The organism is Micromonospora sp. CA-244673 (genome assembly GCF_050948395.1).
Taxonomy (GTDB): Bacteria; Actinomycetota; Actinomycetes; order Mycobacteriales; family Micromonosporaceae; genus Micromonospora.
In genome coordinates, this window is record NZ_CP192019.1 from 6292021 (window position 1) to 6311523 (window position 19503).

Genomic DNA, 19503 nt, shown 5'->3' on the forward strand with positions numbered 1-19503 from the left:
TCCTGGTACATTTCGCGCTTCGCCTCGTTGGAAAGAGGACCTGCGCATGACCGGCACGGGGGCCGAATCGGGCGTGGGACCGGCGATGGAGCCGGCGCCGGGCACCGGACCAGCCGATCCTCCCGCGGCTCACCCGTCGAGCTACGGCTCGCCGCCGTACCCGCCACCCGCGCCGGAGCAGCCGGTGCCGTTCGCACCGCAGCCGCAGGCGCCTTTCCCACCGCAGCCGCCGGCGCCGTGGGCGCCGCCGCCCGGCCCGCGCAACCGCACCCTCGTGGTCGCCGCCGTGATCGTGGGCGTGGTGCTGCTGGTGGGCTGCCTCGGCCTGACCGGCGGCGTGCTCCTGCTGCGCTCCGCGACGACCACCGCATCCGGACCGGCGGGGGAGGCGGCCCCGACGCCCGCCACCGACCGCAGCCCGGCCGCGACCGCCGCACCCGGGGTCAGCGAGGAGCCGGTGCAGGAGGGGCCGCAGGCCAGCGCGTACCCGGCCGAGGAGATCTCCGACCTGAACCGGGTGTGCGACGACGGCGTCCACTACCCGCAGTCGCCGAAACGCGCCGGCAAGGCGCCGCACCCGCTGGTGCTGCTCATCGGCGACGGCTCGGGCCTGCGCTACCAGAACGGCACCTACTACTTCTCCCAGGGCCTGTCGAAGAAGGTGGAGCAGACCTGGGCGCCGGAGTCACCCGCGAAGGTGCAGATGGTCGCCTGCCTGGACCGGGTCAAGAGCGGCACGACGATCCGCCGCTGCAAGTACGACGACCCGAAGCCGCTGACGTTGACGCTGCTGCGGGCGAGCTGGCGTCTTCGGGTGTACGAGGTGTCGACGGGCCGCAAGCTGCTCGACAAGCCGATGACCGGCGACGACCAGGCGTGCCCGTACGTCGTGCTGGCCGGCCCGGACAAGAAGATCTACGCCGAGGTCAGCGACCGGGCCGCCGTCGCCGCGCTCCGCAAGCTGGTCAACGGGTCAGCCTGAACCCGCGCCGCGTGCCTCCAGCACGGCCAGGTCGCGCTCCGCGTAGAGCCGGTGCTCCCACTCCTCGTTGAGGACGACCAGCAGGCACTCCCGGACCGGGTAGTTGCGGGGTCGCGGCCAGCCGGGGCCGTCCACCGGCTCGGTGTGGCCGTCGAGTGACTCGTGGGTCAGCCCCTCGATGACCTGGCGCACCGTGGACATCCGGTCATGGCGCAGCGCGAGCACCACGTCGAGCGAGGGCCGGGCCTCCCGGTCCCGCGGCACACCCGGCGTGTCGGGCATCTCGTCCCACGGCAGGTCCAGGGCGTCCCACGGCGACGGGTCGCCCAGCATCGCCCGCCTGACCCACGAGTCGGTGGCGAAGACCAGGTGCCGCAGCGTCTCGATGAAGGACCACTCACCGTCGACCGACTCGTGCAGCAGCTCGGGGCGCAGCCGGCCGGCCCGTTCGACCGTGCCGCCCCAGAGCCGCTCCAGGATGTCCCACGCCGCACGGAAGCCGGCCGGGTCGGTCGGGCGCATCCTGGCCCGGTCCGGATGCCGGCGTTCCAGCTCCGCCTGGATCAGCGGCCCCACGTCGACGCCGTTGATCGTGAGATCCTCGATCTCACCATGGATGTCGACGCCGGCCAGCTCGACGCCGCGCATGGTGACCCCGCTCAGGTCGACGCCACGGAACCGGGCGCCGGACAGGTCGACGTCGCGGAGCTCGGCGCCGGTGAGGTCCACGTGCTCGAACCGGGAGCCGCGCAGATCGGCGTCAGTGAATTCAGCCACGCGAGCAGGTTAGCCGCGACGCCCGACACTCGCGTCCGGAAGGCGTGGCCACGCCCGCCGCTGTCGTGGCCCGGCGCGGGCCGTGACGGCAGGCGAAATGGTCTTGCCGGGCGGACCGCCGGCTGCGACGCTCCGACCGTGATCGACAAACCGGGCGTCGACGAGCGGTTGCTGGCGGCGGAGGTCGCCGCCGCCTGGGGCGTGGACGTCGCCGGCCTCGTCTTCATGCCCGTCGGGCTCGATGGGCACGCCTGGGCGTACCGGGTGGACACCGCCGACGGCGAGCGCTACTTCCTGAAGCTGCGCCGCGGCGACTACACCCACGCCGCCGTCCTGCTGCCCGGCTTCCTCCGAGCGCAGGGCGTCCGGCAGGTCGTCGCGCCGATCGACCTGCCCGGCGGCGGGGCCGTTCGCGGGTTCGGTGACCACCGGCTGCTGCTCTACCCGTTCCACGACGGCGGCAGCCTGTGGGGCCGCGGCCTCACCGACCGCCAGTGGATCGAGTACGGCGAGTTCCTGGGCCGGCTGCACGCGGTCACGCCGAGCGCCGACATGGCCGCGGTCCTGCCCGTCGAGACCTGGCGGTCGACCGCGGGCGAGCGGCTGCGGGCCCTCGGCGAGCAGGCCGCGGCGAGCGAGCTTCTCGGCACGTTCTGGGACCGGTACGGCGCCGCGCTGCGGCGGTTGTCCGCAACCGTCGACGACCTCGCCGGCCGCGTGACGCCCGGTCGACACGTCGTGTGCCACGCCGACATCCATCCCGGCAACCTGATCGCCGAGGGAGACGGTCCACTGCACGTCGTGGACTGGGACGCGCCGATCCTCGCGCCGCCCGAGCGGGATCTCATGTTCGTCTTCAGCCGGGACTTCGGCGACCACCCGGTCAACGCGCACCGCGCCGCGCTGTTCCGCAGGGGCTACGGGCCGCTGGAGCCGGACCGGACCGTGCTGAGCTACTACCGCGGCGAACGGCACCTCGACGACGTCGTCGCGTTCTTGGACAGCATCCTCAACTCCGGGGCCAGCCCGGAATCTCGCGCCAACGACCTGCACTGGCTCACCCGCATCGCCGAGACCGTCGCCGCCCCCGGCTACGCGCCCTGACCCTCTCCGGACCGGCGGCAGGGTCAGCATCGACAGGCTCAGACGTTGAAGCCGAACTACAAGCCGCAAGCTCGCAACCAGCGGGATCGGCCCTCGACGCCTGCTTATGACGCCTTGGCCGGCGATCCGGCAGCGCCTAGCCTCTTCGGCATGGAGCAGCTGCGCGACCTCGCCATCCGGCTGGCGATGGACGAGCCGGTCGGCGACGACCTGCCGATGGCCGCTGCTCACGCTCTGACCCGAGGCGTCGACTCTCCGAGCTTGCGTGAGCTCGCCGGCCTTTCGAAGGGCCAGTCACGAGAAGCCGTCGACCTGTTCCGGCAGGCGATGAACGATCTCGGCTGTCCCGTCCCGGACGAGAGTGGCGCCCGGCTACACCTCATGCGTGCCGCGGCGGCGGACATCGTGGCGGGAAGGGGCGACCCCGAGGACCTGGCCCACGAGATTTACTGGCAGGCGTGCTACTCCGGATTGCCGGAGCTGCGAGCGGTGGGCGATCGCTTCCTGGAGCTGTACGCCGGGTGGGGCACAACGCATGACCAGGCGGAGGAAGCGGTAGCGGCCCTGAAGGCAGCGGCGCAGTCGTTCCTTCGCGACCGTCCAGCCTGAGAAGCCGACACCGCTGGCGTGCGCCGACCAGCCGACGATCCCGTGGAACTTTCTCTCGGGATGGTGTCGGATCCGGGCCGAGTCGTTCGTAGAACGGGCGAGAGGCGGAGACGTCTGCCCGACCCGTGCTGCTCGACCAGCTAGCCGGCGAGGGTGACATCCCAATCGGGTCCTACGTGCACCGGAGGTAGAGGCATGGCAAAGCTGATCTACGTGACCAATGTGTCGCTCGACGGCTACATCGAGGACGAAAGCGGAGCCTTCGCCTGGTTCCCGCCTGACGACGAGGTATTCGCGTTCACCACCAACCTCCTGAAGTCGGTGGGTACGTTCCTGTACGGGCGGCGCCTGTACGAATCGATGGCTGTCTGGGAAACCGACCCTGCTCTAGCCGCCCAGTCCGGCCTCATGGCTGACTTCGCGAGCGCCTGGCAAGCGGCGGACAAGGTCGTCTACTCCACGACTCTCACCGCGGTGTCAACGGCCCTCACCAGCTTGGAGCGCCGTTTCGACCCCGCCGTCGTACACCAGCTGAAGGCCACGGCCGGCAGTGACATCACCGTTGGAGGCGCCAACCTGGCGGCGCAAGCCATGCGGGCTGGACTGGTTGACGAGTGTCAGTTGTTCGTCTGGCCCACGGCCGTCGGAGGTGGCAAGCCGGGGCTGCCCACCGACGTGCGCACCGACTTCGCGCTCCTCGACGAGCGCCGATTCCAAAACGGCGTCGTTCACCTCCGTTACCGCCCTCTCGGCGACTAACCAGGGTTACCACCCTGACCTGGGCGCTGCGGCCTGTGTGACGGCCGCCCGCCCACCCATCCGCCGCATGTGAGTCCGTGCGCGCTCGCAGGCTGTTTCCCAAGCATCGGAGGCCCATCGCACGACCGAGTGAACCCTTCTCGGCAGAGCGGACGACTGGCACACCAGCGTCACGGGCCATGGGCACCTGACGGATCGGCACCAGGACCTGCGTGACACCTCGAGGGGCTGGCGAGCGAGAGCGGCCTGAACGGCACGGCAAACGTGGGTGCCTGGAGGCAGGCTTGCAGACACAATCACTCGGTGTTCGACTTCGGTATCTCGGGCTACCAGCCGCACTGGCTACACGACCGCGGTGCGATAGCCGCCGCCCACGGGCGCCGCTCGGCAGCCCTGGCCGGTCAGACCCTGCATCAGGTCTGGCTGGTCTGGGACCTCGACGATGATGAGTGGTTTCCCGACTGCCCAGTCCTGCTCGCCTTCGACGACGACCAGGTGGAAATCAACCACCAGAAGTTTGACGACCTCTCCGTCACCTTCAATCAGATCGACCCTGCTCAGCCCGTTGTCTGGCCGACCTCCGACGGCTTCTCGCTCGCCTGGCGTGCCGAGCCGCTGCCGACGCTTGCTGCGCTTCCAGGCCAGCAGCTCGACCACGTCGAACTGCTTGAGTGGGTCGGGGGAACCATGGCAGACGGCAGTCTCGCTATCCGTTTCATCTTCACCAGCGCGCAGCTGACGGTCTACAACGCCTTGGACGAGAACGGTCTGCAGTTCGACCCACCCGGTCAGGGGTGGCTGCAACACCCGCTCGCCGGTTAGGCGCGGGAGAGGATCGTCTAGCCGGAGGTGCCACCCACGTCCTGAGACTGGACTGTCACGCACGTCCTGAGATGCGGCATCGCCGGCAGCCGGCCGGCACGCCGCCCCCACTGGACGGAGCGGGTCGTTATCGCCTGACCACCGTTCCTCGGGCGGCCTGCGGAAACGGGCCGGATTCAGACGTTGAAGCGGAACTTCTGAGGGCAAGCCGCTGACCTGCGCCAACTGCCGCCGGAGGCCCTCTGACCTGCGATTTTATCCGTTGGCAACCGTTGGCAACCGTTGGTGCCAGACGCCTATCCTGCGGACTAGCTGCGGACTAGCTGCGGACCGCGACAGGGCAGGCAGGCATCGATGGCTGGCACCGGCCGTGTCGCTGCATTCACGGCCGGCGCCAGCCCGCATCATATAGATCGTCGTCAGCGTCCGTCGCTGCTACCGATGCCGTTGCCGGGCTCGGCGGCGTCGAGCCCGGCGCTGCCGACGTCGACCATCGCCGTCACGACTACCTTGGCCGCTGCGGCGTCGGCGGCTGTCACCCGGTACACCGTGCGGTGCCCGTTGGCCGCCTCGACCAGCACCTCGAACGCGCTCCCAGGCTTCGATGCCATCACTCGCCCCGATCACGCGCTGTGGTTCGTGAGCCGGAATGCGTCGGCAACCAGGACATCCCCGCCTGCCCGCCAGTGGAGGTACCAGCCCCGCTCGCCGGTCGGCCGCCGGTTGGGGCCGATGACGGCCGGGATCGGCACGACGATCGTGCCGACGCGATCAACGATGACGTACTGGTTGAAGTCACCGGATAGCACTGTGTAGTCGGCTGCCGAGGCTCCGAGGGTGCCGTCCATCGCGGAGTTCTCCCGGATCTGCCACCCGAGGGCGGTCGGCGGGGTGGTCGAGTCATTGATGATGCTGTAGTTCAGGCCGGTCGCCTGCGGAAGCTGCCGGTAGCCGTTCAGGATGGACAGGTTCATCATGAAGCGGGCACGCGGACGCCACCGGGCGGGCAGGGCGGCCTGGTTGTTGAACAGGTCGGCCTGAGCCAGCACGTTGGTGCCGGTGGCAATGACGCTGCCGCCGACCGCAGAGACACTCGTAATCACGCCCTTGGGCTGGCCGACGCCGCTTCCGAGAGTGAAGGCGTTCGATTCGAGCTGCGCCTTGGCGTCGGCGAACAGCGCGCCGACCTCGCGGGCGATGTCGGTGTCCTCGTCCAGCTCGTACGACGCCTGCACGTAGGCGGCGCCCTTGAACGCCACCACGGGCGGCTGCGCGAGGGCCGGCGAGTCGTCCGAGACTTCGGCGGCTTCCGCGTCCCACGAGGCCGTCACGCCAGCGGTGGTGATGAACCGCTTCTCGTTGTACGCGGTCTGGGTCACCCGGCACACGTCGCGCATGGGGTCGACCGAGCCAGCCGAAGAGATGATCAACGATGGGTCAAGTTCGTACGGTGCGAGGAAGCCACCCGCGCTGCCGGTGCCCAGCCCCATCGCGCGAGTCATCGACTGCACCCGGATGAACGCTGCTCGCTCCTGCGGGGTCCACTCGTACTGCCCGGACAGCGGGTCACGGAACCACGCGGCGAACGCGGTGAAGTAGTCCGGGTCGGATGCCACGGCGGTGTACCGGGCGAGCCGAGAGTCCGGGTCCGGGTCCCGCTCGACGTTGCGGGCGGCGACCTCGCGGGCGGCGTCAGGCAGCCGCTCGCACCGTTCAATGGCGGTCAACGCGCGGGAACGCAGCTCGTTACGTCCTTCGCTCGGCCGCTCGAAGTCCCACGGGTCGAGGTTCCGGCTGACCTGCGGTCCGCGATTGCTTGAACCGCCGTAGCCGTACTGCGTGCCGGGGACAGCAATGAGCTGGCTGCCCGGACGCCCGGCGTTTACTGCCTCGGAGCGGATCTCGTCCTGGAGCCGCAGGCGCTCGGCAGCGGCCCTGGTGAAGCCCCGCTCCAGTCGGGCGAAGCGTTCCTGCTGTCCCTCGTCTAGCTCGTCCAGCTCGCCCAGCCGATCCATCTCGGCGGAGATGCTGGCCATCTTCTTGCCGAGCCGGTCGATCTCCATCTGGCGCTCATGCCAGGTCGTGTTCGTGCCCATGATCATTTACTCCTTGCGAAGGCACACGGATAGAAAGCTGCCGTTTGCTCCGCAGGAGGCCCTGTCGGGCGGCCCGAGGTCGGATGCTGTGCCGGTTAGCGACGGCTGCGAGAGAGGCCCTGTCGGCGGCTCCCGCGCCTATCACCACGCGCAGCCCGGTGGCTAGTCGATCATACGACAATCTTCGATACGATGGCGCGCTTCAGAGGGGCTACAGCGAGGGCAGGGTCGGCACCTCGGAGTCCATGTCCCGTCCGTCATTGGGCAGTTCGTTGCTGTAGACGGGTTTGCGGTCCAATGGGCCGGCAGGCCAGCGGACCCCATCAGCCGTGAGTTCGTCGCGGGTAATCAGCTCGCCCGACAGGACCAGTGCGAGCAGTTCCGCCTGGGCTGGCTCCAGCTCAACCAACCGTGCGAGGACCGTCAGGAGATCGATGAACTCGCTGGTCCAGCTTGGCTGCCACGTGTCTGCATGGATGTCGTCAAGCGGGGAGCCGCGCCGCCCGCCTGGTTCCCTCTTGCGGTAGTTGAACCAGGACTTCACGACGTTCCGCCCACCAACGGCGTACTCCCAGACCGCCGCTGGCACCGGCCCGAATTCCCCGTCACCGAGGAAGATGGCGCCGCGCTCCGCGTCGTACGTGAGCGTCTCGGGCATCGAGGTGACCGGGGTCAAGGACAGCGGCTGCCGGGAGTCGCCCCTGGGGAAGCGGACGGAACCGGCCGGTCGGTCGGAGGCGGTGAAGGCAGCACCGTAGCTATGCAGCCAGAGCACCTGTTCGCCGAGTTCGACACCGATCTGCCAGGACGCGGTATCGCTAGATATCGGCACCCGGACGCCAGGCGTGGTCAGCTCGTCGGTGAAGGTGGCGGTGAACGCCGGATGAGCCGTCACCCCTGCCACGTAGGCGAGTACGTCCGCTGCGGTGACATTGACGCCGAGCCGCGTCGACAACGCCGCGGTCAGGCCCGGAGCGATATTCGGTGTTCCGCCGGGGTGGAGATAAGGCAGCGTCCGGCCGCCTTCCGATCCCTTGAAGTAGTCGAAGTCGGGAATCAGGGCCGTGAAAACGAGCGCCGGGCCGGACTGGATGACCTTTCGGTGCTGCTCGATGACGAACACCTGGCCTGGCCGGCGGGCGGACCAGAGTTCGCGACGGGGTCTGTCCATCAGGCGAGGGTCGGCCAGCAGCCACTGCCGATCGAAGGCCCGGTACCCGACGCGCACGACGGCGGTGGCGGGGTCGGCTTCGTCGATGACCCTGACGCCCGGGTTCCGGTGGGTGTCGTCGCCTGGCAGACGGGGTTTCACCTTGACCAGGTTCGCGTCGTTGCCTTCCTTGAACAGCTTGGCCTTCCGCTCACGGTCCGTTTCGCCGATCAGCGCCGCCCATCGCCGCATGAGAATCTCTTGGCTAGGGGCATAGACCCAGGTGCGCGTGGGGAAGATCGCTGGGGTATACCAGGGCATCAGGTCGTCAAGTGCGGGGTAGGCGTCCCAGCTACTCTCGGCGGCCGGGGTCAACGGGGCATCCCACTCCGTGCGGCATTCCCGCCAGCCGTCGTCGTCCAGTTGGACCTCGGCCAACGCTGCCAGCTTGTCCGCTCGGCGTCCCGTCAGGCTCCGGTGATGGATGAGCGCCGGCTTGTCGCGGGTGGCGTCGGCCCTACGGACGAAAATGCCGATCGCGAGCGGCTGCCGCACGCCTGGGAAGATCCGAGTCGGGATGTCCGGCGTCTGCCCCTCGGGCGTCAGGTCGATGATCCACCCCTCGGAGGCGTACCGGCGCAGGTACTTGCGCATGCCGGTGAACGCCGGCCCGGTCAGGTAGCCGGAGGTAGTGACGAAGCAAACTACTCCCGTGTCGTCGCCGCCGACCTGCTCAGGATTGGGTCCCCACACCTTCCAGGTGGCCCAGCGCCAGAAGTAGACGTAGAGATTCTTCAACTTCGCCTTGAACCGGCCCATGCCGGGCACGTACCAGTCGTCCAGGATCGCCGGTGCACCTTTGCGCTGGCCATCAAGACCGACGGTGCCGTTCTCCACCCACCCGCCGTCGCCGTTCGCAAGCTCCGCGTACGGCGGGTTGCCAATGACGACGGTGACGTTGGCACGAGCTTTGATCTCGTTGGCCCTGCGGCGGGCGCGTGCGAGGAGCTGCAATCCCCTCCCGAGCTCAATATTCTCCCCGTGCGGGTCGTCGAGCGTGTTGGTCACAAAAAGCTTCAACCCCCCAGGCGGCGGGTTGGCACCGTGCAGCGCGAGCAGGTCCGCAGCGCGTAGCTCGGCGACCGCGTACGGGCCCATCTGGAGTTCGAAGCCGATCGTTCGTTCGGCGGCCAGGGTGACTGCCCCTGCCTTCATGCCCGGCCCGTCGTGGGCCTCAGCCGTCTTCGCAACGCGTTCGAGCACGGTTTGCAGGAACGTGCCGGTGCCCATTGCGGGATCGACGGTGACCACGTCGGGGTCCGCGAAGCCTCGCGGCTTGTCCAGCCGGGCGACAAGCACGTCTTCCGTTAGTCGGACCATCTCCTCGACCAACTCGGCCGGTGTGTAGTACGAGCCGGACGCCTTCCGCAGCTCGGCGTCGTACTCGTCGAGGAAATGCTCGTACAGGTGCAGGTACGTGTCGCGCCGACCTCGGCGCACCCTCCGCCAGTCAACGGCGTCGACGATGCGGGCGAGCAGGTCGAGGGTGACCTTGAAGTCGGCCGCAAGGTCGTCGGTGAGCAGCTGCAACGCCCGGCCCATGAGTGAGTGCTCCGCACCCAACTCCTCACCGATGGTGTGCAGCGACCGCCCGGCCACCGAGATGTCGTTGGTGCGGGCCAACAGCAACGCGAACGTCACGGTCTGGGCATAGCCGTCGGCGAACGTGGCGTCGTTGGCCTGAGGGAACAGCATCTTGCGCCAGTCCTGCGCCAGTCCCAGGAACGGCTGGACGTCGCGGTCCGCGCCACCCCGGACGGCCTTGCGCTCCGCAGCAAGCTGATCCAGGACGTCGCCGCGCAGTAGGCGAGTGAGCGGGGCGACGGCGCGAACCAATGCGTTGACGCTGGTGATCGGCGCCGGCTTCCAGGTCAGGAACGTGGTAAGTAGCATCTCGAAGGTCGCCGGGGCAACGACGCTGCCGCTGTCCAGGTCGCCGGTGAAGTAGACAGGCGAGTCGACGAGCTCGCCATCCCTGTAGAGCCGCCACTCGGTGCCGTTGGTGTAGAGCAGGTTCGGCAGATCGCGCTGGCGCTCCCACTGTGTCTTGTCGTGACCCCGCAGCCCGTTCGGGTCAACCGTCTTGCCGGGGGCCTTGACCTCGACATAGCCCGTGATGGCCCCGGCTACGCTGACCCCGTAGTCCGGCCGGACCTGACGCTCGGTGTCGCGGACCTCATCATGGAAGACAGCTGGTACGCCCAGGTGTCTGCCAGCAGCACCAAGAAGCATCTCGATGGGGGTGCGGATCGCCGCTTCCCGCTCGCCTGGCCCAGCGAGTTTTGCGGCGCAGGATTCGCCGAAGACCCGGACAGCGTTGTTCAGCCATGGCCCCTGCACTCGTAACCCCCACGATCGATGAGTGCTTCAGCAGTGTGCCGACAAACTACCGGACTCGACGCCAGTGCGCCGTCTCAGCTACGCCGGATCCTCGCCTTCGGACGGTCACCGCGGCGCCCCTCGTCGGCATCGGCGTGAAGCACTTCGATGTGTCGCCGGGCCGCCTCCATCGCGGCGCCCATGAACCACCCGGCGTCGATCCACGGCTCCGCGCAGTGCGGGTCGGGGCAGACCAGCCCGATTACTGTCCGGGAATATGTACCCTCTACCGCGAATTCGAAGTTTTCGATCCTCAAAGGTCCACCCCTCCATGATGGTGTCGGCCCGGTCTGCCCCTGGCAGTGGTTGTCAGCCTGCCCCGTGGCCGGGCGGGGCTGGTCGCACCGGCAGATCGGCGAATTCACGGGCGGCGACCACGAGACCGTGGGGAGTGATGTTACCGGTGACCCACGGCCCGCCAACCGGCCGCTCAACGGGCCGCAAGGGGGGTGTGGGGGGTGCCGGGGGGATAAACAAGTTCAAGACAGCGAGGGTCCGGTGATCACGCCATTCGCGTGATCACCCCCCCCCCATCCCTCTGATCTTCATGGTGATGTTCGATCATGATCCTGCTGTTCATCGTCGTGATGTTCATCGTGGTCGTCGTGATGTTCATCGTGGTCGTCGTGATGGTGGCGACCAGCCACCCACCTCCCAACCCTGTACTCCCAACCCTGTGCGTACGTGCGTCGGTGGTAAGGCGCCAACCGCTCACGTCTGGGTCACCGCATCGATGGCGGCCTGGGGATGCCCGAACTCCAAGCGCGGGCCGTGGTGGTGATGGGTGGTGGCGATGTGCGCCTGGCGGCTCATGGTTGGAGTGGACGCTCAGGGCGGCCCCCCGATTTGGCCCGCCCCGTCGCTTGCGCAGACCCGCCCCCGGTCGACCCCACCCCCGTCATCACGCAGACCCCGCCCCCGGCCGAGGCCACCCCCGATGAAAAACCTAGCCGCCCGCCTGCGCGAGCCCCCTGCAAAATGATCTTCAGTACGCCCTTTCGTCTGGCCCCGTCTGATCGGGAAAGCCATCTTCTACTCCACGCGCCTGCCATGGATGACGACGCCGCCGGGGCCTGGCACCAGCGCGGTTTCGGCGGCCCCGGCGACTCGGCGGAGCCATGGGCATGTGTGGTCGTGTAGCACGGTGACGGCGAGCACCGGACCGAGGATTCCCCGGTGCTGGGCCACGGTGCCGGTGGCCGGGCAGTCCTCACACAGGTCACCCGAACTGATCTTGGGCATGTTTGTTGAACCTTCCGTTTCCGGTGGTTGGGGTGACGTAGAAGCTGTTCGACGTGGCGTTCCGCGTTCCGCCACACCTATGGGGAGGAACGGAGAACTACTTGTTCGTTGCCTGTTCCCTGTTCCTCAGGAACGCTCTGGGAACGCCGGGTACGCCATTCCTTCAGCGTGGCGGTGGCCCGGTCACTGCTCCAGCCGAGCCGGGTCTTGACGTCCCGGACGGAGGTCGGCGGCGGTTCCAGGTCGTTCAGCGCCGCAAGGTCGTCGACACTGACGCGCACTGCGGCGGCGGCATCGCCGAGCTTCGGTGCGCTGACCGACCACGAGATGGTGTCGGTGCCACTGCGCAGTTTGAACGTGCCGGCGCTCGGCTCCTTGCCCTCGAAGGGGCTGTTCCGGCGCAGCCCGCCGTGGCGGTCTTTGTTGATGTTCAGGTATGCCGACCCGCCCCGGCCGGGCGTGAACGGCTCCTTGATGGTGACGCGGATAGAAACCCCGCCGACCGCTCGGCGCTTTGCTGCCGTACCGGTCGGCCCCGCCGCGCGGCTGTCGGTGTTCTTTGGCAAGTGGTCGATGGCCAGGACGGCGGCGCCGGCGAGCGCCAGCGGCTTGAGCACCCCGCTGTGGGCGAGCGTGAAGTCGTCCGGCGAGTTGCTGCTGAGGCTCAGCAGCGGCAGCAACTCCCCGACCGAGTCGACGACGGCCACGGCCGGGTGCCACTGCTTGGCGTCGGCGACGACCGCCATCAGGTGGTTCTTGTCCTCGGGCTCGACGTACCGGAACAACTCCGGGTCCCGGAGGACTTCCTCGGGTACGTCCATGTCGAGGAACCGGGAGATCGTGGCCTGCGGCCCGTTGTGGTCGATGTCGATGAACAGCACCTTCCGGCTGTCCTTCAGGGCCTCGCTGGCTGCGGCTTGAGCCACCAGGGTCTTCCCGCTCTCGGGGTCGCCGAAGATCAGGTTGACCTGGCGGTTGTAGAAGATGGCGTTCCCGTCCTCGCGACGCAGCAGGACCGGCTGCGGTGGCTCCGGCAGCCCGCCGTCCAGTAACGCGGCGACGTTGAGGTAGAGCCCGTTCCGCTGTTCCTCACCCCCAGCCTGAGGAACAGCAGCCCCCGCCGCGAGCACCAGGTTCACCACACCGTCGTCGTCAATCACAGGGCGTCCAACTCGTTGGACCAGCGGCGGCGCTTCACGAGCAGGTGATGCAGACGCATGCGGCGGCGCGGGTCCCCACCGCGCGGATACGCCGGCGCGTTGCCGCTCAAGTCGATGGTGTTACGGGCGCAGCGGCTCATAACCCGCCGGTCCGGCTCTTTGTGCATCACCGTCCGCCGTCCTTTCGGGCGGTGGCGGCAGCGCGAGCGTCGTCGATGAACTTCTGGACGTCGCTGCGGGCATACAGCACCCGGCGCCCGACGCGAAAGGACGTCGGCCCGGTGCCGATGTGGCGCCAGTACCGCAGCGTCTCGGGCGACGTGCGCACGATCTCGGCGACCTCGACGGTGGTCAGGTAGTCCTCGCCCATGATCACTCTTCCCTTCCAGGGGATAGCCGCGATGTAGAGTGAGTCAGCTTTGTCGGAGCTGTATCACGGGGACGAGTATCAATGTGTGGATCGGCTCTGTCAACACTGACTCACTCGTCTTGACGGAGCCGGTCAAGAGCGGGCACCATCGGTGACATGGCAGACAGCAGCCGCGCCCCGGCGACCTCTAGCACCAGTGGTCAGGTAGTTCTCGATGACGGCCTGACGATCCCCGAGAAGATCCACGCCGAATGGAAAGACATCGACGGCCAGTACGTCGACCTCACAGCGGAGTACGACGCCAGGGTTGGTCGCTACATCGCCAGGGAGGTGTCGGTGCGAGCCATCCGCGAGCATGAGGTCACCGGCGAGAGCCTCCGCAACATCCCCGTCGCCAGCATGGTGCGCCGAGCGGTGACGCGCGAGGTCGTCCCACTCCTAACGGCATCCCAGGGGCCGCTTGATCAGGCCGAGGTCCTACAGCCCGGCCCGGCTGTTTCCACCCTGCGGCACGTCGCCCGCGTCTACCGGCTGGCGCTGCTAGTCGGCGACGCGCCAACCGCACGGGTGGCCGAGTCGCTGGAGGTGCCCCGCTCGACCGCAGGCAGGTGGGTAACGCGAGCCCGCGACCGGGGCTACCTCACCGTCACCGATCCCCGCGCGACCAAGACCACGGAGTAGAACACGATGGCGAGCATCAAGAAACGGCCCGACGGGAGGTATCGGGCGAGGTACCGCGACGAAACCGGCCGTGAGCACGCGAAGCACTTCACCCGCCGCGTTGACGGGCAGCGATGGTTGGACGAGCAGACCGCCGCGATCATCACCGGCCAGTTCGCCGCCCCCGAGGCGGGCAAGATCACCTTCGCCCGCTACTTCGATGAGTGGGCGTCGCGGCAGGTGTGGGCAACGGGCACCGACAAGGCGATGCGGCTCGCCGCCCGGTGCGTGACCTTCGCCGACGTTCAGCTCGGGGCGCTGCGCCGATCCCATATCGAGCAGTGGGTCAAGGCGATGCAGACCGCCGACCGGGGTGAGGGCAAGCCGCGCGGGCTCGCGCCGGGCACCATCCGGACCCGGTACAACAACGTCCGGTCGGTGCTTCGGGCAGCGGTCCGCGACCGGGTGATTCCGTCGGACCCGAGTGAGGGTGTGACGCTGCCCCGGACCCGGCGCGCCGAGGCGGCGATGGAGATCCCCAACCCGGCGCAGGTGCGGGCGCTGCTGGACGCCGCCGGTCCGCGCTTCGTAGCCTTCGTCGCCCTGGCCGCGTTCGCCGGGCTACGCCTCGGTGAGGCGGCCGCAGTCCAGGTCGGTGACGTGAACTTCCTCGGTCGCAGCCTCCGGGTGAGGCGGCAGGTGCAGCGCGGCTCGGGGGGCAGCGTGGAGATCACCCCGCCGAAGTACGGCAGCGAGCGCACCATCTACCTGGCCGCCGACCTGGTGGAGATCCTCTCGCACCACGTAGCCCAGCACCGACCGGGCAGCGATCCGCAGCGATGGTTGTTCGAGGGCGAGGCGGGCAACCCGCCGCACCAGAACACTGTCGGCTACTGGTGGCGCAAGGCTTGCCGGGACGCCGGTGTCGCGGGCTTCACTCTGCACGACCTCCGGCACTACTTCGCCTCCGGGTTGATCGCCCAGGGGTGCGACGTGGTGACCGTGCAGCGTGCGCTGGGCCACGCCAACCCGGCGGTGACGTTGAAGACGTACAGCCACCTGTGGCCGACGGCGGAGGACAAGACCCGCAAGGCTGCGGCGGCGTTGATGGCCGAGACGCTGGCAGGGGTTGACAGTTCTGCGGACTACCTGCGGACTCGGGAGGCATGAGATGCCCCCTGACCTGCGAAAAGGCGGTCCACCTAGACGTTGAAGCGGAACTCCACCACGTCGCCGTCCTGCATGACGTACTCCTTGCCCTCGATCCGGACCTTGCCGGCGGCCTTCGCGGCCGCCATCGATCCGGCCTCGACCAGGTCGTGGTAGGAGACCACCTCGGCCTTGATGAAGCCGCGCTGGAAGTCGCTGTGGATGACCCCGGCGGCCTCCGGCGCGGTGGCGCCGACCGGGACGGTCCAGGCCCGCGCCTCCTTGGGGCCGGCCGTCAGGTACGTCTGGAGCCCCAGCGTGCGGAATCCCACCCGGACGAGCTGGTCCAGCCCCGGCTCGGACTGCCCGATCGACTCCAGCAGCTCGCGGGCCTCCTCCTCGGGCAGGTCCACGAGCTCGGACTCGATCTTGGCGTCCATGAAGACCGCCTCGGCCGGGGCGACCAGACCGCGCAGCTCGTCGAGGAACTCGGCGTTGCCCAGCTCGGCCTCGTCGACGTTGAAGACGTAGAGGAACGGCTTCGTGGTGAGCAGGTGCAGCTCGCGCAGGTGCTCCAGCTCGATCTTGGCGGCGGCGGCGCCCGCGTACAGGGTGGTGCCGCCGTCGAGGACCTCGACGGCCTTCTTGGCGGCCTCGACGGCGGCGGCCCGGTCCTTGCGAAGCTTGGCCTCCTTCTCCAGCCGGGGCAGCGCCTTCTCCAGGGTCTGGATGTCGGCCAGGATCAGCTCGGTGTTGATCGTCTCGATGTCGTCGGCCGGGGAGACCTTGCCGTCGACGTGCACCACGTTCGGGTCGGAGAAGGCCCGCACCACCTGGCAGATCGCCGAGGCGTCGCGGATGTTGGCCAGGAACGCGTTGCCCCGGCCCTGCCCCTTGGAGGCGCCCCGGACCAGGCCGGCGATGTCGACGAACGAGACCGGCGCGGGCAGCACCTTCTGCGAGGAGAAGATCTCGGCGAGCGTGGCCAACCGCTCGTCGGGGAGCCCGACCACGCCGACGTTCGGCTCGATGGTGGCGAACGGGTAGTTCGCCGCGAGCACGTCGTTCTTGGTCAGCGCGTTGAACAGGGTGCTCTTGCCCACGTTGGGCAGGCCGACGATGCCGATGGTGAGACTCACGACGAGCCAGCTTACGCGGTTCGCCGCCGGTACCGGTCAGGCGGGCCGGGCGGGCAGCAGCCGGGGTTCGATCCGGGTCTCCCGCACGGTGCCGTCCTCGGCGCGGGCCAGCTCGTACGCGGCCACCCCCTCCCGGTCGGCGACGGCCTCGGCCAGCCGGGTGCCCCGGTAGATCAGCCCGACCCCGTCGTCGGTGCAGTGGCTGGTGGGCAGCGTGCCGTCGGCGACCAGCCGGTGCATGAGCGGCCGGCGCTGGTCCTCGCTGTCGTAGTGCACGCCGTTGCCGTACGGGAGCCAGCCGAGGCCCTCAGTGAACGGGCGCAGGGTGGGGCCGTAGCTGTCGGTGGCGCCGCCCAGGTGCCAGCAGATCGACCCGGCGGAGACCCCGCCGAGCACGACGCCGGCCTCCCAGCACTCGTGCAGGATGTCCGGCAGGCCGTGCACCCGCCACACCGCGCACAGGTTCGCGACGCTGCCGCCGCCGACCCAGATGATGTCCTGGGCGAGCAGGTGGGCGCGGATGTCCTCGACGTTGGGCATCGGATAGAGCGCCAGGTGGGACGGGCGGAACCGGGTGCCGGCGAACGCGCCGTAGAAGACGGTGAACGAGGTGGGCTGGTCGCCGACCGCCTGGTTGAGGTAGCAGACCCGGGGCGCGTCGCCGGCCTGCGCCAGGTCGGCCATGAGGTCGAAGAGCTGGCTGGGCCGGGCGTCCCACGGGCCGCGGTGCCGGCTGAAGAAACCCATGCTGGTGGCGACGATGGTCGGTTCACTGGCGGGCATGCTCGTCCTTCCGGTCGGTGCTGATGGAGATCATCCTGCCCGATCCGGCGGCTCCGCCTCGACCGCGGCGAGCAGCGTGCGCAGCAGATCGGCCAGCCGGTCCTGGTCGGCGGGGGGCAGCGCGTCGAGGATGCGCCGCTGCACCTCCAGCCCGGCCTCGGCCGACTCCTCGACCACCCGGCGGCCGGTGTCGGTGAGGCTGACCCGCAGCGCCCGCCGGTCGGCGGGGTCGGGTGAGCGCCGGACCAGCCCGGCCCGCTCCAGCCGGTCGAGCCGGCCGGTCATCCCGCCGGAGGTGAGCATCAGCGAGGCGGCGAGCGCCTTGGGCGCCAGGGTGTACGGCGTGCCGGACCGGCGCAGCGCGGCGAGCACGTCGAAGTCGCCCCGGCCGATGCCCCAGCCGGCGTACACCTTCTCCTGGCGGTCGCCGACCAGCCGGGCCAGCCGGTAGATGCGGCCGAAGACGGCCATCGGCTCGGGTCGCATGCCGGCCCGCTCCCGGCGCCACTGCTCGACGATCACGTCCACGTCGTCGGTTGCCACGGCTGTCGATTGTGCCCCATCTCCCACTTCCACTTTCACTCGGTACTGATTAGCTTAGGGCTAAGCTACTTAGCACCGAGGAAAAGAGGTCGTCGTGGCCCGCCGCTGGACCGACATCGCGCTCACCGCCGCCGCCCCGACCGTGTGGGGCACCACCTACCTGGTCACCGCCGAGCTACTCCCCGCCGGCCGGCCGCTCTGGTCCGGAGCGATCCGCGCCCTGCCGGCCGGCCTGCTGCTGCTCGCGCTGACCCGCCGCCGGCCACACGGCGCCTGGTGGGGGCGGGCCGCCCTGCTCGGCGCGCTCAACATCGGGGCGTTCTTCCCGCTGCTCTTCGTCGCCGCGTACCGGCTGCCCGGCGGCACCGCGGCCGTGCTCGGGGCCGCCCAGCCGCTGCTGGTCGCCGCGCTCACCGTCGCCCTGCTGGGGGACCGGCCCGGCCGGCCGGCCCTGCTCGCCGCGCTCGCCGCCCCGGCCGGGGTCGCCCTCGTGGTGCTGCGGCCGGGCGCCGGCCTCGACCCGCTGGGCGTCGCCGCCGGCCTGGCCGGCACCGCCGCGATGGCCGCCGGCCTGGTGCTCACCCGCCGCTGGGGCCGGCCGCCCGGGGTGGGCACCCTCGCCGCCACCAGCTGGCAGCTCGTCGCCGGGGGCCTGCTGGTCGTGCCGGTCGCCGCCGCCGTCGAGGGCGCGCCGCCCGCGCCGGACGCGCCGGCCCTGCTCGGGTACGCGTGGCTCGGGCTGGTCGGCACGGCGCTGGCGTACGTGCTGTGGTTCCGGGGCGCGGCCCGGCTGCCGGTGACCCGGGTGTCGGTGCTCGGCGCGCTCAGCCCGCTGACCGCCGCGACCCTCGGCTGGCTGGTGCTCGGGCAGGCGCTCAGCCCGACCCAGCTCGCCGGGTTCGCGGTGGCGGTCGCCGCCATGGTGCTCGGCCAGCTGCCCGGACGAGCCACCCCGGGTGAGCGGGGCGATCAGCCGGCGGAGCCCGGCCAGCCACCGCGAGCGGCCGCGCCCGGTGCGGGCGCTCCTCAGCCGGCGCCGCCGAGCCGGCTGCCGCGAGCGGCCGCGTCTGGTGAAGGCGCGCGTCAGCCGGCGCGCAGCCGGCGCCAGTCGTCGAGCGGGACGTCGGCGGCCAGGCCCTCGGGCAGCGCCCCGGACGGCAGGTCCGCCGCCGCCGCGAGCGGCAGGGTGAAGCGGTGCGCGGCGGACGGCGCGGCCGCGTGCGACTGGTCGAGCAGCCAGCGCACCTCGTCGACCGTCCAGCCCAGCCCGGCCCGGCCGGCGAGCTCCCGGACCAGCCGCAGGCCGACCCGGGTGTCGTCGTCGTAGAAGCGCATGCACCAGTGGTGGGCCCACATGCCGAGCGCACGAAGCCCGGCCGGGTCGAGGGAGCCGACCAGCCGGCCGCACGCGGTGTCGGCGAAGGCCCGCGCCGGGTCGTCGGCCCGGTCCCGCTCGATCGCCCCGTAGGCTGCCGGGGCCACCACCCGCATCCGGTCGTAGAAGCCCTGCACCACCGCGGCGTCCAGCCGTGCCCGCCCCGACCGCATCAGCGGACACCCCGCCCGGCCACGCTCGCCATGCCCCTGCACCTTTTCTTGAGTTGGTGGCGCGACGGTACCGACCACTACCGACACTTTCGCCGGCGGAATCCGTTGCCACGCCAGGGATAGCTGACGTGAGCTGGGGCGTCTGTATTGGTGACGACGACGAGCGGGAGG

General features: G+C 69.8%; 18 protein-coding genes and 1 pseudogene. 8 read left to right on the forward strand and 11 right to left on the reverse strand.

Annotated features, from left to right (window positions below; genetic code table 11):
• The first annotated feature begins 46 nt into the window (after positions 1-46).
• Complete coding sequence (locus ACQP12_RS28870) at positions 47-982, forward strand: hypothetical protein (RefSeq protein ID WP_433283337.1); 936 nt, start codon at positions 47-49, stop codon at positions 980-982.
• Here the strand turns inward: ACQP12_RS28870 and ACQP12_RS28875 are convergent.
• Positions 974-1759: a pentapeptide repeat-containing protein gene (locus ACQP12_RS28875; RefSeq protein ID WP_433283338.1), complete on the reverse strand. Its 786-nt coding sequence runs from the start codon at positions 1757-1759 to the stop codon at positions 974-976. The two genes, ACQP12_RS28870 and ACQP12_RS28875, sit on opposite strands and share 9 nt — an antisense overlap.
• 138 nt (positions 1760-1897) lie before the next feature.
• Between ACQP12_RS28875 and ACQP12_RS28880 the strand changes: the two genes are divergently transcribed.
• From ACQP12_RS28880 to ACQP12_RS28895, 4 genes are all read left to right on the forward strand, one after another.
• Complete coding sequence (locus ACQP12_RS28880; RefSeq protein WP_433283339.1) at positions 1898-2863, forward strand: phosphotransferase enzyme family protein; 966 nt, start codon at positions 1898-1900, stop codon at positions 2861-2863.
• A gap of 150 nt (positions 2864-3013) precedes the next feature.
• Positions 3014-3472, forward strand: a complete 459-nt coding sequence (locus tag ACQP12_RS28885; RefSeq protein WP_433283340.1) for a hypothetical protein — start codon at positions 3014-3016, stop codon at positions 3470-3472.
• Between the two features lie 195 nt (positions 3473-3667).
• Positions 3668-4231 (forward strand): dihydrofolate reductase family protein, encoded by a 564-nt coding sequence (locus ACQP12_RS28890; RefSeq protein ID WP_433283341.1) that lies wholly within the window; start codon positions 3668-3670, stop codon positions 4229-4231.
• A gap of 303 nt (positions 4232-4534) precedes the next feature.
• Positions 4535-5053 (forward strand): hypothetical protein, encoded by a 519-nt coding sequence (locus ACQP12_RS28895; protein ID WP_433283342.1) that lies wholly within the window; start codon positions 4535-4537, stop codon positions 5051-5053.
• A gap of 419 nt (positions 5054-5472) precedes the next feature.
• Here ACQP12_RS28895 and ACQP12_RS28900 read toward each other — a convergent pair whose 3' ends face one another.
• The 6 genes from ACQP12_RS28900 to ACQP12_RS28925 all read right to left on the reverse strand — a co-directional run bounded on the left by ACQP12_RS28900 (position 5473) and on the right by ACQP12_RS28925 (position 13510).
• On the reverse strand, positions 5473-5664 hold the full coding sequence (locus tag ACQP12_RS28900; RefSeq protein ID WP_433283343.1) for a hypothetical protein: 192 nt from the start codon (positions 5662-5664) through the stop codon (positions 5473-5475).
• Positions 5665-5676: 12 nt separating this feature from the next.
• Entirely contained in the window at positions 5677-7149 is a 1473-nt protein-coding gene (locus ACQP12_RS28905; protein WP_433283344.1) for a phage major capsid protein, read from the reverse strand.
• A 211-nt stretch (positions 7150-7360) separates the two neighbouring features.
• Complete coding sequence (locus tag ACQP12_RS28910; protein WP_433283345.1) at positions 7361-10699, reverse strand: type ISP restriction/modification enzyme; 3339 nt, start codon at positions 10697-10699, stop codon at positions 7361-7363.
• A gap of 1358 nt (positions 10700-12057) precedes the next feature.
• The gene (locus ACQP12_RS28915; RefSeq protein WP_433283346.1) at positions 12058-13140 is read right to left on the reverse strand and encodes a hypothetical protein; all 1083 of its coding nucleotides are present in this window, start codon (positions 13138-13140) and stop codon (positions 12058-12060) included.
• Positions 13137-13310 (reverse strand): hypothetical protein, encoded by a 174-nt coding sequence (locus ACQP12_RS28920; protein ID WP_433283347.1) that lies wholly within the window; start codon positions 13308-13310, stop codon positions 13137-13139. The genes ACQP12_RS28915 and ACQP12_RS28920 overlap by 4 nt, the downstream gene beginning before the upstream one ends.
• Positions 13307-13510, reverse strand: a complete 204-nt coding sequence (locus ACQP12_RS28925; RefSeq protein WP_433283348.1) for a helix-turn-helix domain-containing protein — start codon at positions 13508-13510, stop codon at positions 13307-13309. The genes ACQP12_RS28920 and ACQP12_RS28925 overlap by 4 nt, the downstream gene beginning before the upstream one ends.
• Before the next feature lie 156 nt (positions 13511-13666).
• Here ACQP12_RS28925 and ACQP12_RS28930 point away from each other — a divergent pair, with 156 nt between their 5' ends.
• Both ACQP12_RS28930 and ACQP12_RS28935 read left to right on the forward strand, forming a co-directional pair.
• A complete protein-coding gene (locus tag ACQP12_RS28930; protein WP_433283349.1) occupies positions 13667-14191 on the forward strand; it encodes a hypothetical protein in 525 nt (174 codons plus the stop codon).
• A 117-nt stretch (positions 14192-14308) separates the two neighbouring features.
• Complete coding sequence (locus tag ACQP12_RS28935) at positions 14309-15340, forward strand: tyrosine-type recombinase/integrase (RefSeq protein ID WP_433283350.1); 1032 nt, start codon at positions 14309-14311, stop codon at positions 15338-15340.
• Positions 15341-15372: 32 nt separating this feature from the next.
• Here the strand turns inward: ACQP12_RS28935 and ychF are convergent, their stop codons facing one another.
• From ychF to ACQP12_RS28950, 3 genes are read right to left on the reverse strand one after another with little or no spacing between them, the layout of a single operon-like run.
• Complete coding sequence (ychF, locus tag ACQP12_RS28940) at positions 15373-16458, reverse strand: redox-regulated ATPase YchF (protein WP_357938531.1); 1086 nt, start codon at positions 16456-16458, stop codon at positions 15373-15375.
• 36 nt (positions 16459-16494) lie between these two features.
• On the reverse strand, positions 16495-17241 hold the full coding sequence (locus ACQP12_RS28945) for a Type 1 glutamine amidotransferase-like domain-containing protein (RefSeq protein ID WP_433283351.1): 747 nt from the start codon (positions 17239-17241) through the stop codon (positions 16495-16497).
• A 30-nt stretch (positions 17242-17271) separates the two neighbouring features.
• Positions 17272-17784 carry a MarR family winged helix-turn-helix transcriptional regulator gene (locus tag ACQP12_RS28950; protein ID WP_357938535.1) on the reverse strand — a complete coding sequence of 171 codons (513 nt, stop codon included), beginning with the start codon at positions 17782-17784 and terminating at the stop codon, positions 17272-17274.
• A 142-nt stretch (positions 17785-17926) separates the two neighbouring features.
• Between ACQP12_RS28950 and ACQP12_RS28955 the strand changes: the two are divergent.
• Positions 17927-18652: pseudogene (locus tag ACQP12_RS28955) on the forward strand (EamA family transporter); the annotation flags it as partial.
• Positions 18653-18867: 215 nt separating this feature from the next.
• Here the strand turns inward: ACQP12_RS28955 and ACQP12_RS28960 are convergent.
• Entirely contained in the window at positions 18868-19332 is a 465-nt protein-coding gene (locus ACQP12_RS28960) for a hypothetical protein (protein WP_433283352.1), read from the reverse strand.
• Positions 19333-19503: the final 171 nt, after the last annotated feature.

What these genes read in the sequence shown, in the direction of transcription:
- ACQP12_RS28925 (WP_433283348.1), bottom strand. Translation starts at nt 13,510, where the DNA reads ATGGGCGAGGACTACCTGACCACCGTCGAGGTCGCCGAGATCGTGCGC.
- ACQP12_RS28945 (WP_433283351.1), bottom strand. Translation starts at nt 17,241, where the DNA reads ATGCCCGCCAGTGAACCGACCATCGTCGCCACCAGCATGGGTTTCTTC.
- ACQP12_RS28885 (WP_433283340.1), top strand. Translation starts at nt 3,014, where the DNA reads ATGGAGCAGCTGCGCGACCTCGCCATCCGGCTGGCGATGGACGAGCCG.
- ACQP12_RS28960 (WP_433283352.1), bottom strand. Translation starts at nt 19,332, where the DNA reads ATGCGGTCGGGGCGGGCACGGCTGGACGCCGCGGTGGTGCAGGGCTTC.
- ACQP12_RS28870 (WP_433283337.1), top strand. Translation starts at nt 47, where the DNA reads ATGACCGGCACGGGGGCCGAATCGGGCGTGGGACCGGCGATGGAGCCG.
- ACQP12_RS28890 (WP_433283341.1), top strand. Translation starts at nt 3,668, where the DNA reads ATGGCAAAGCTGATCTACGTGACCAATGTGTCGCTCGACGGCTACATC.
- ACQP12_RS28905 (WP_433283344.1), bottom strand. Translation starts at nt 7,149, where the DNA reads ATGGGCACGAACACGACCTGGCATGAGCGCCAGATGGAGATCGACCGG.
- ACQP12_RS28930 (WP_433283349.1), top strand. Translation starts at nt 13,667, where the DNA reads ATGGCAGACAGCAGCCGCGCCCCGGCGACCTCTAGCACCAGTGGTCAG.
- ACQP12_RS28900 (WP_433283343.1), bottom strand. Translation starts at nt 5,664, where the DNA reads ATGGCATCGAAGCCTGGGAGCGCGTTCGAGGTGCTGGTCGAGGCGGCC.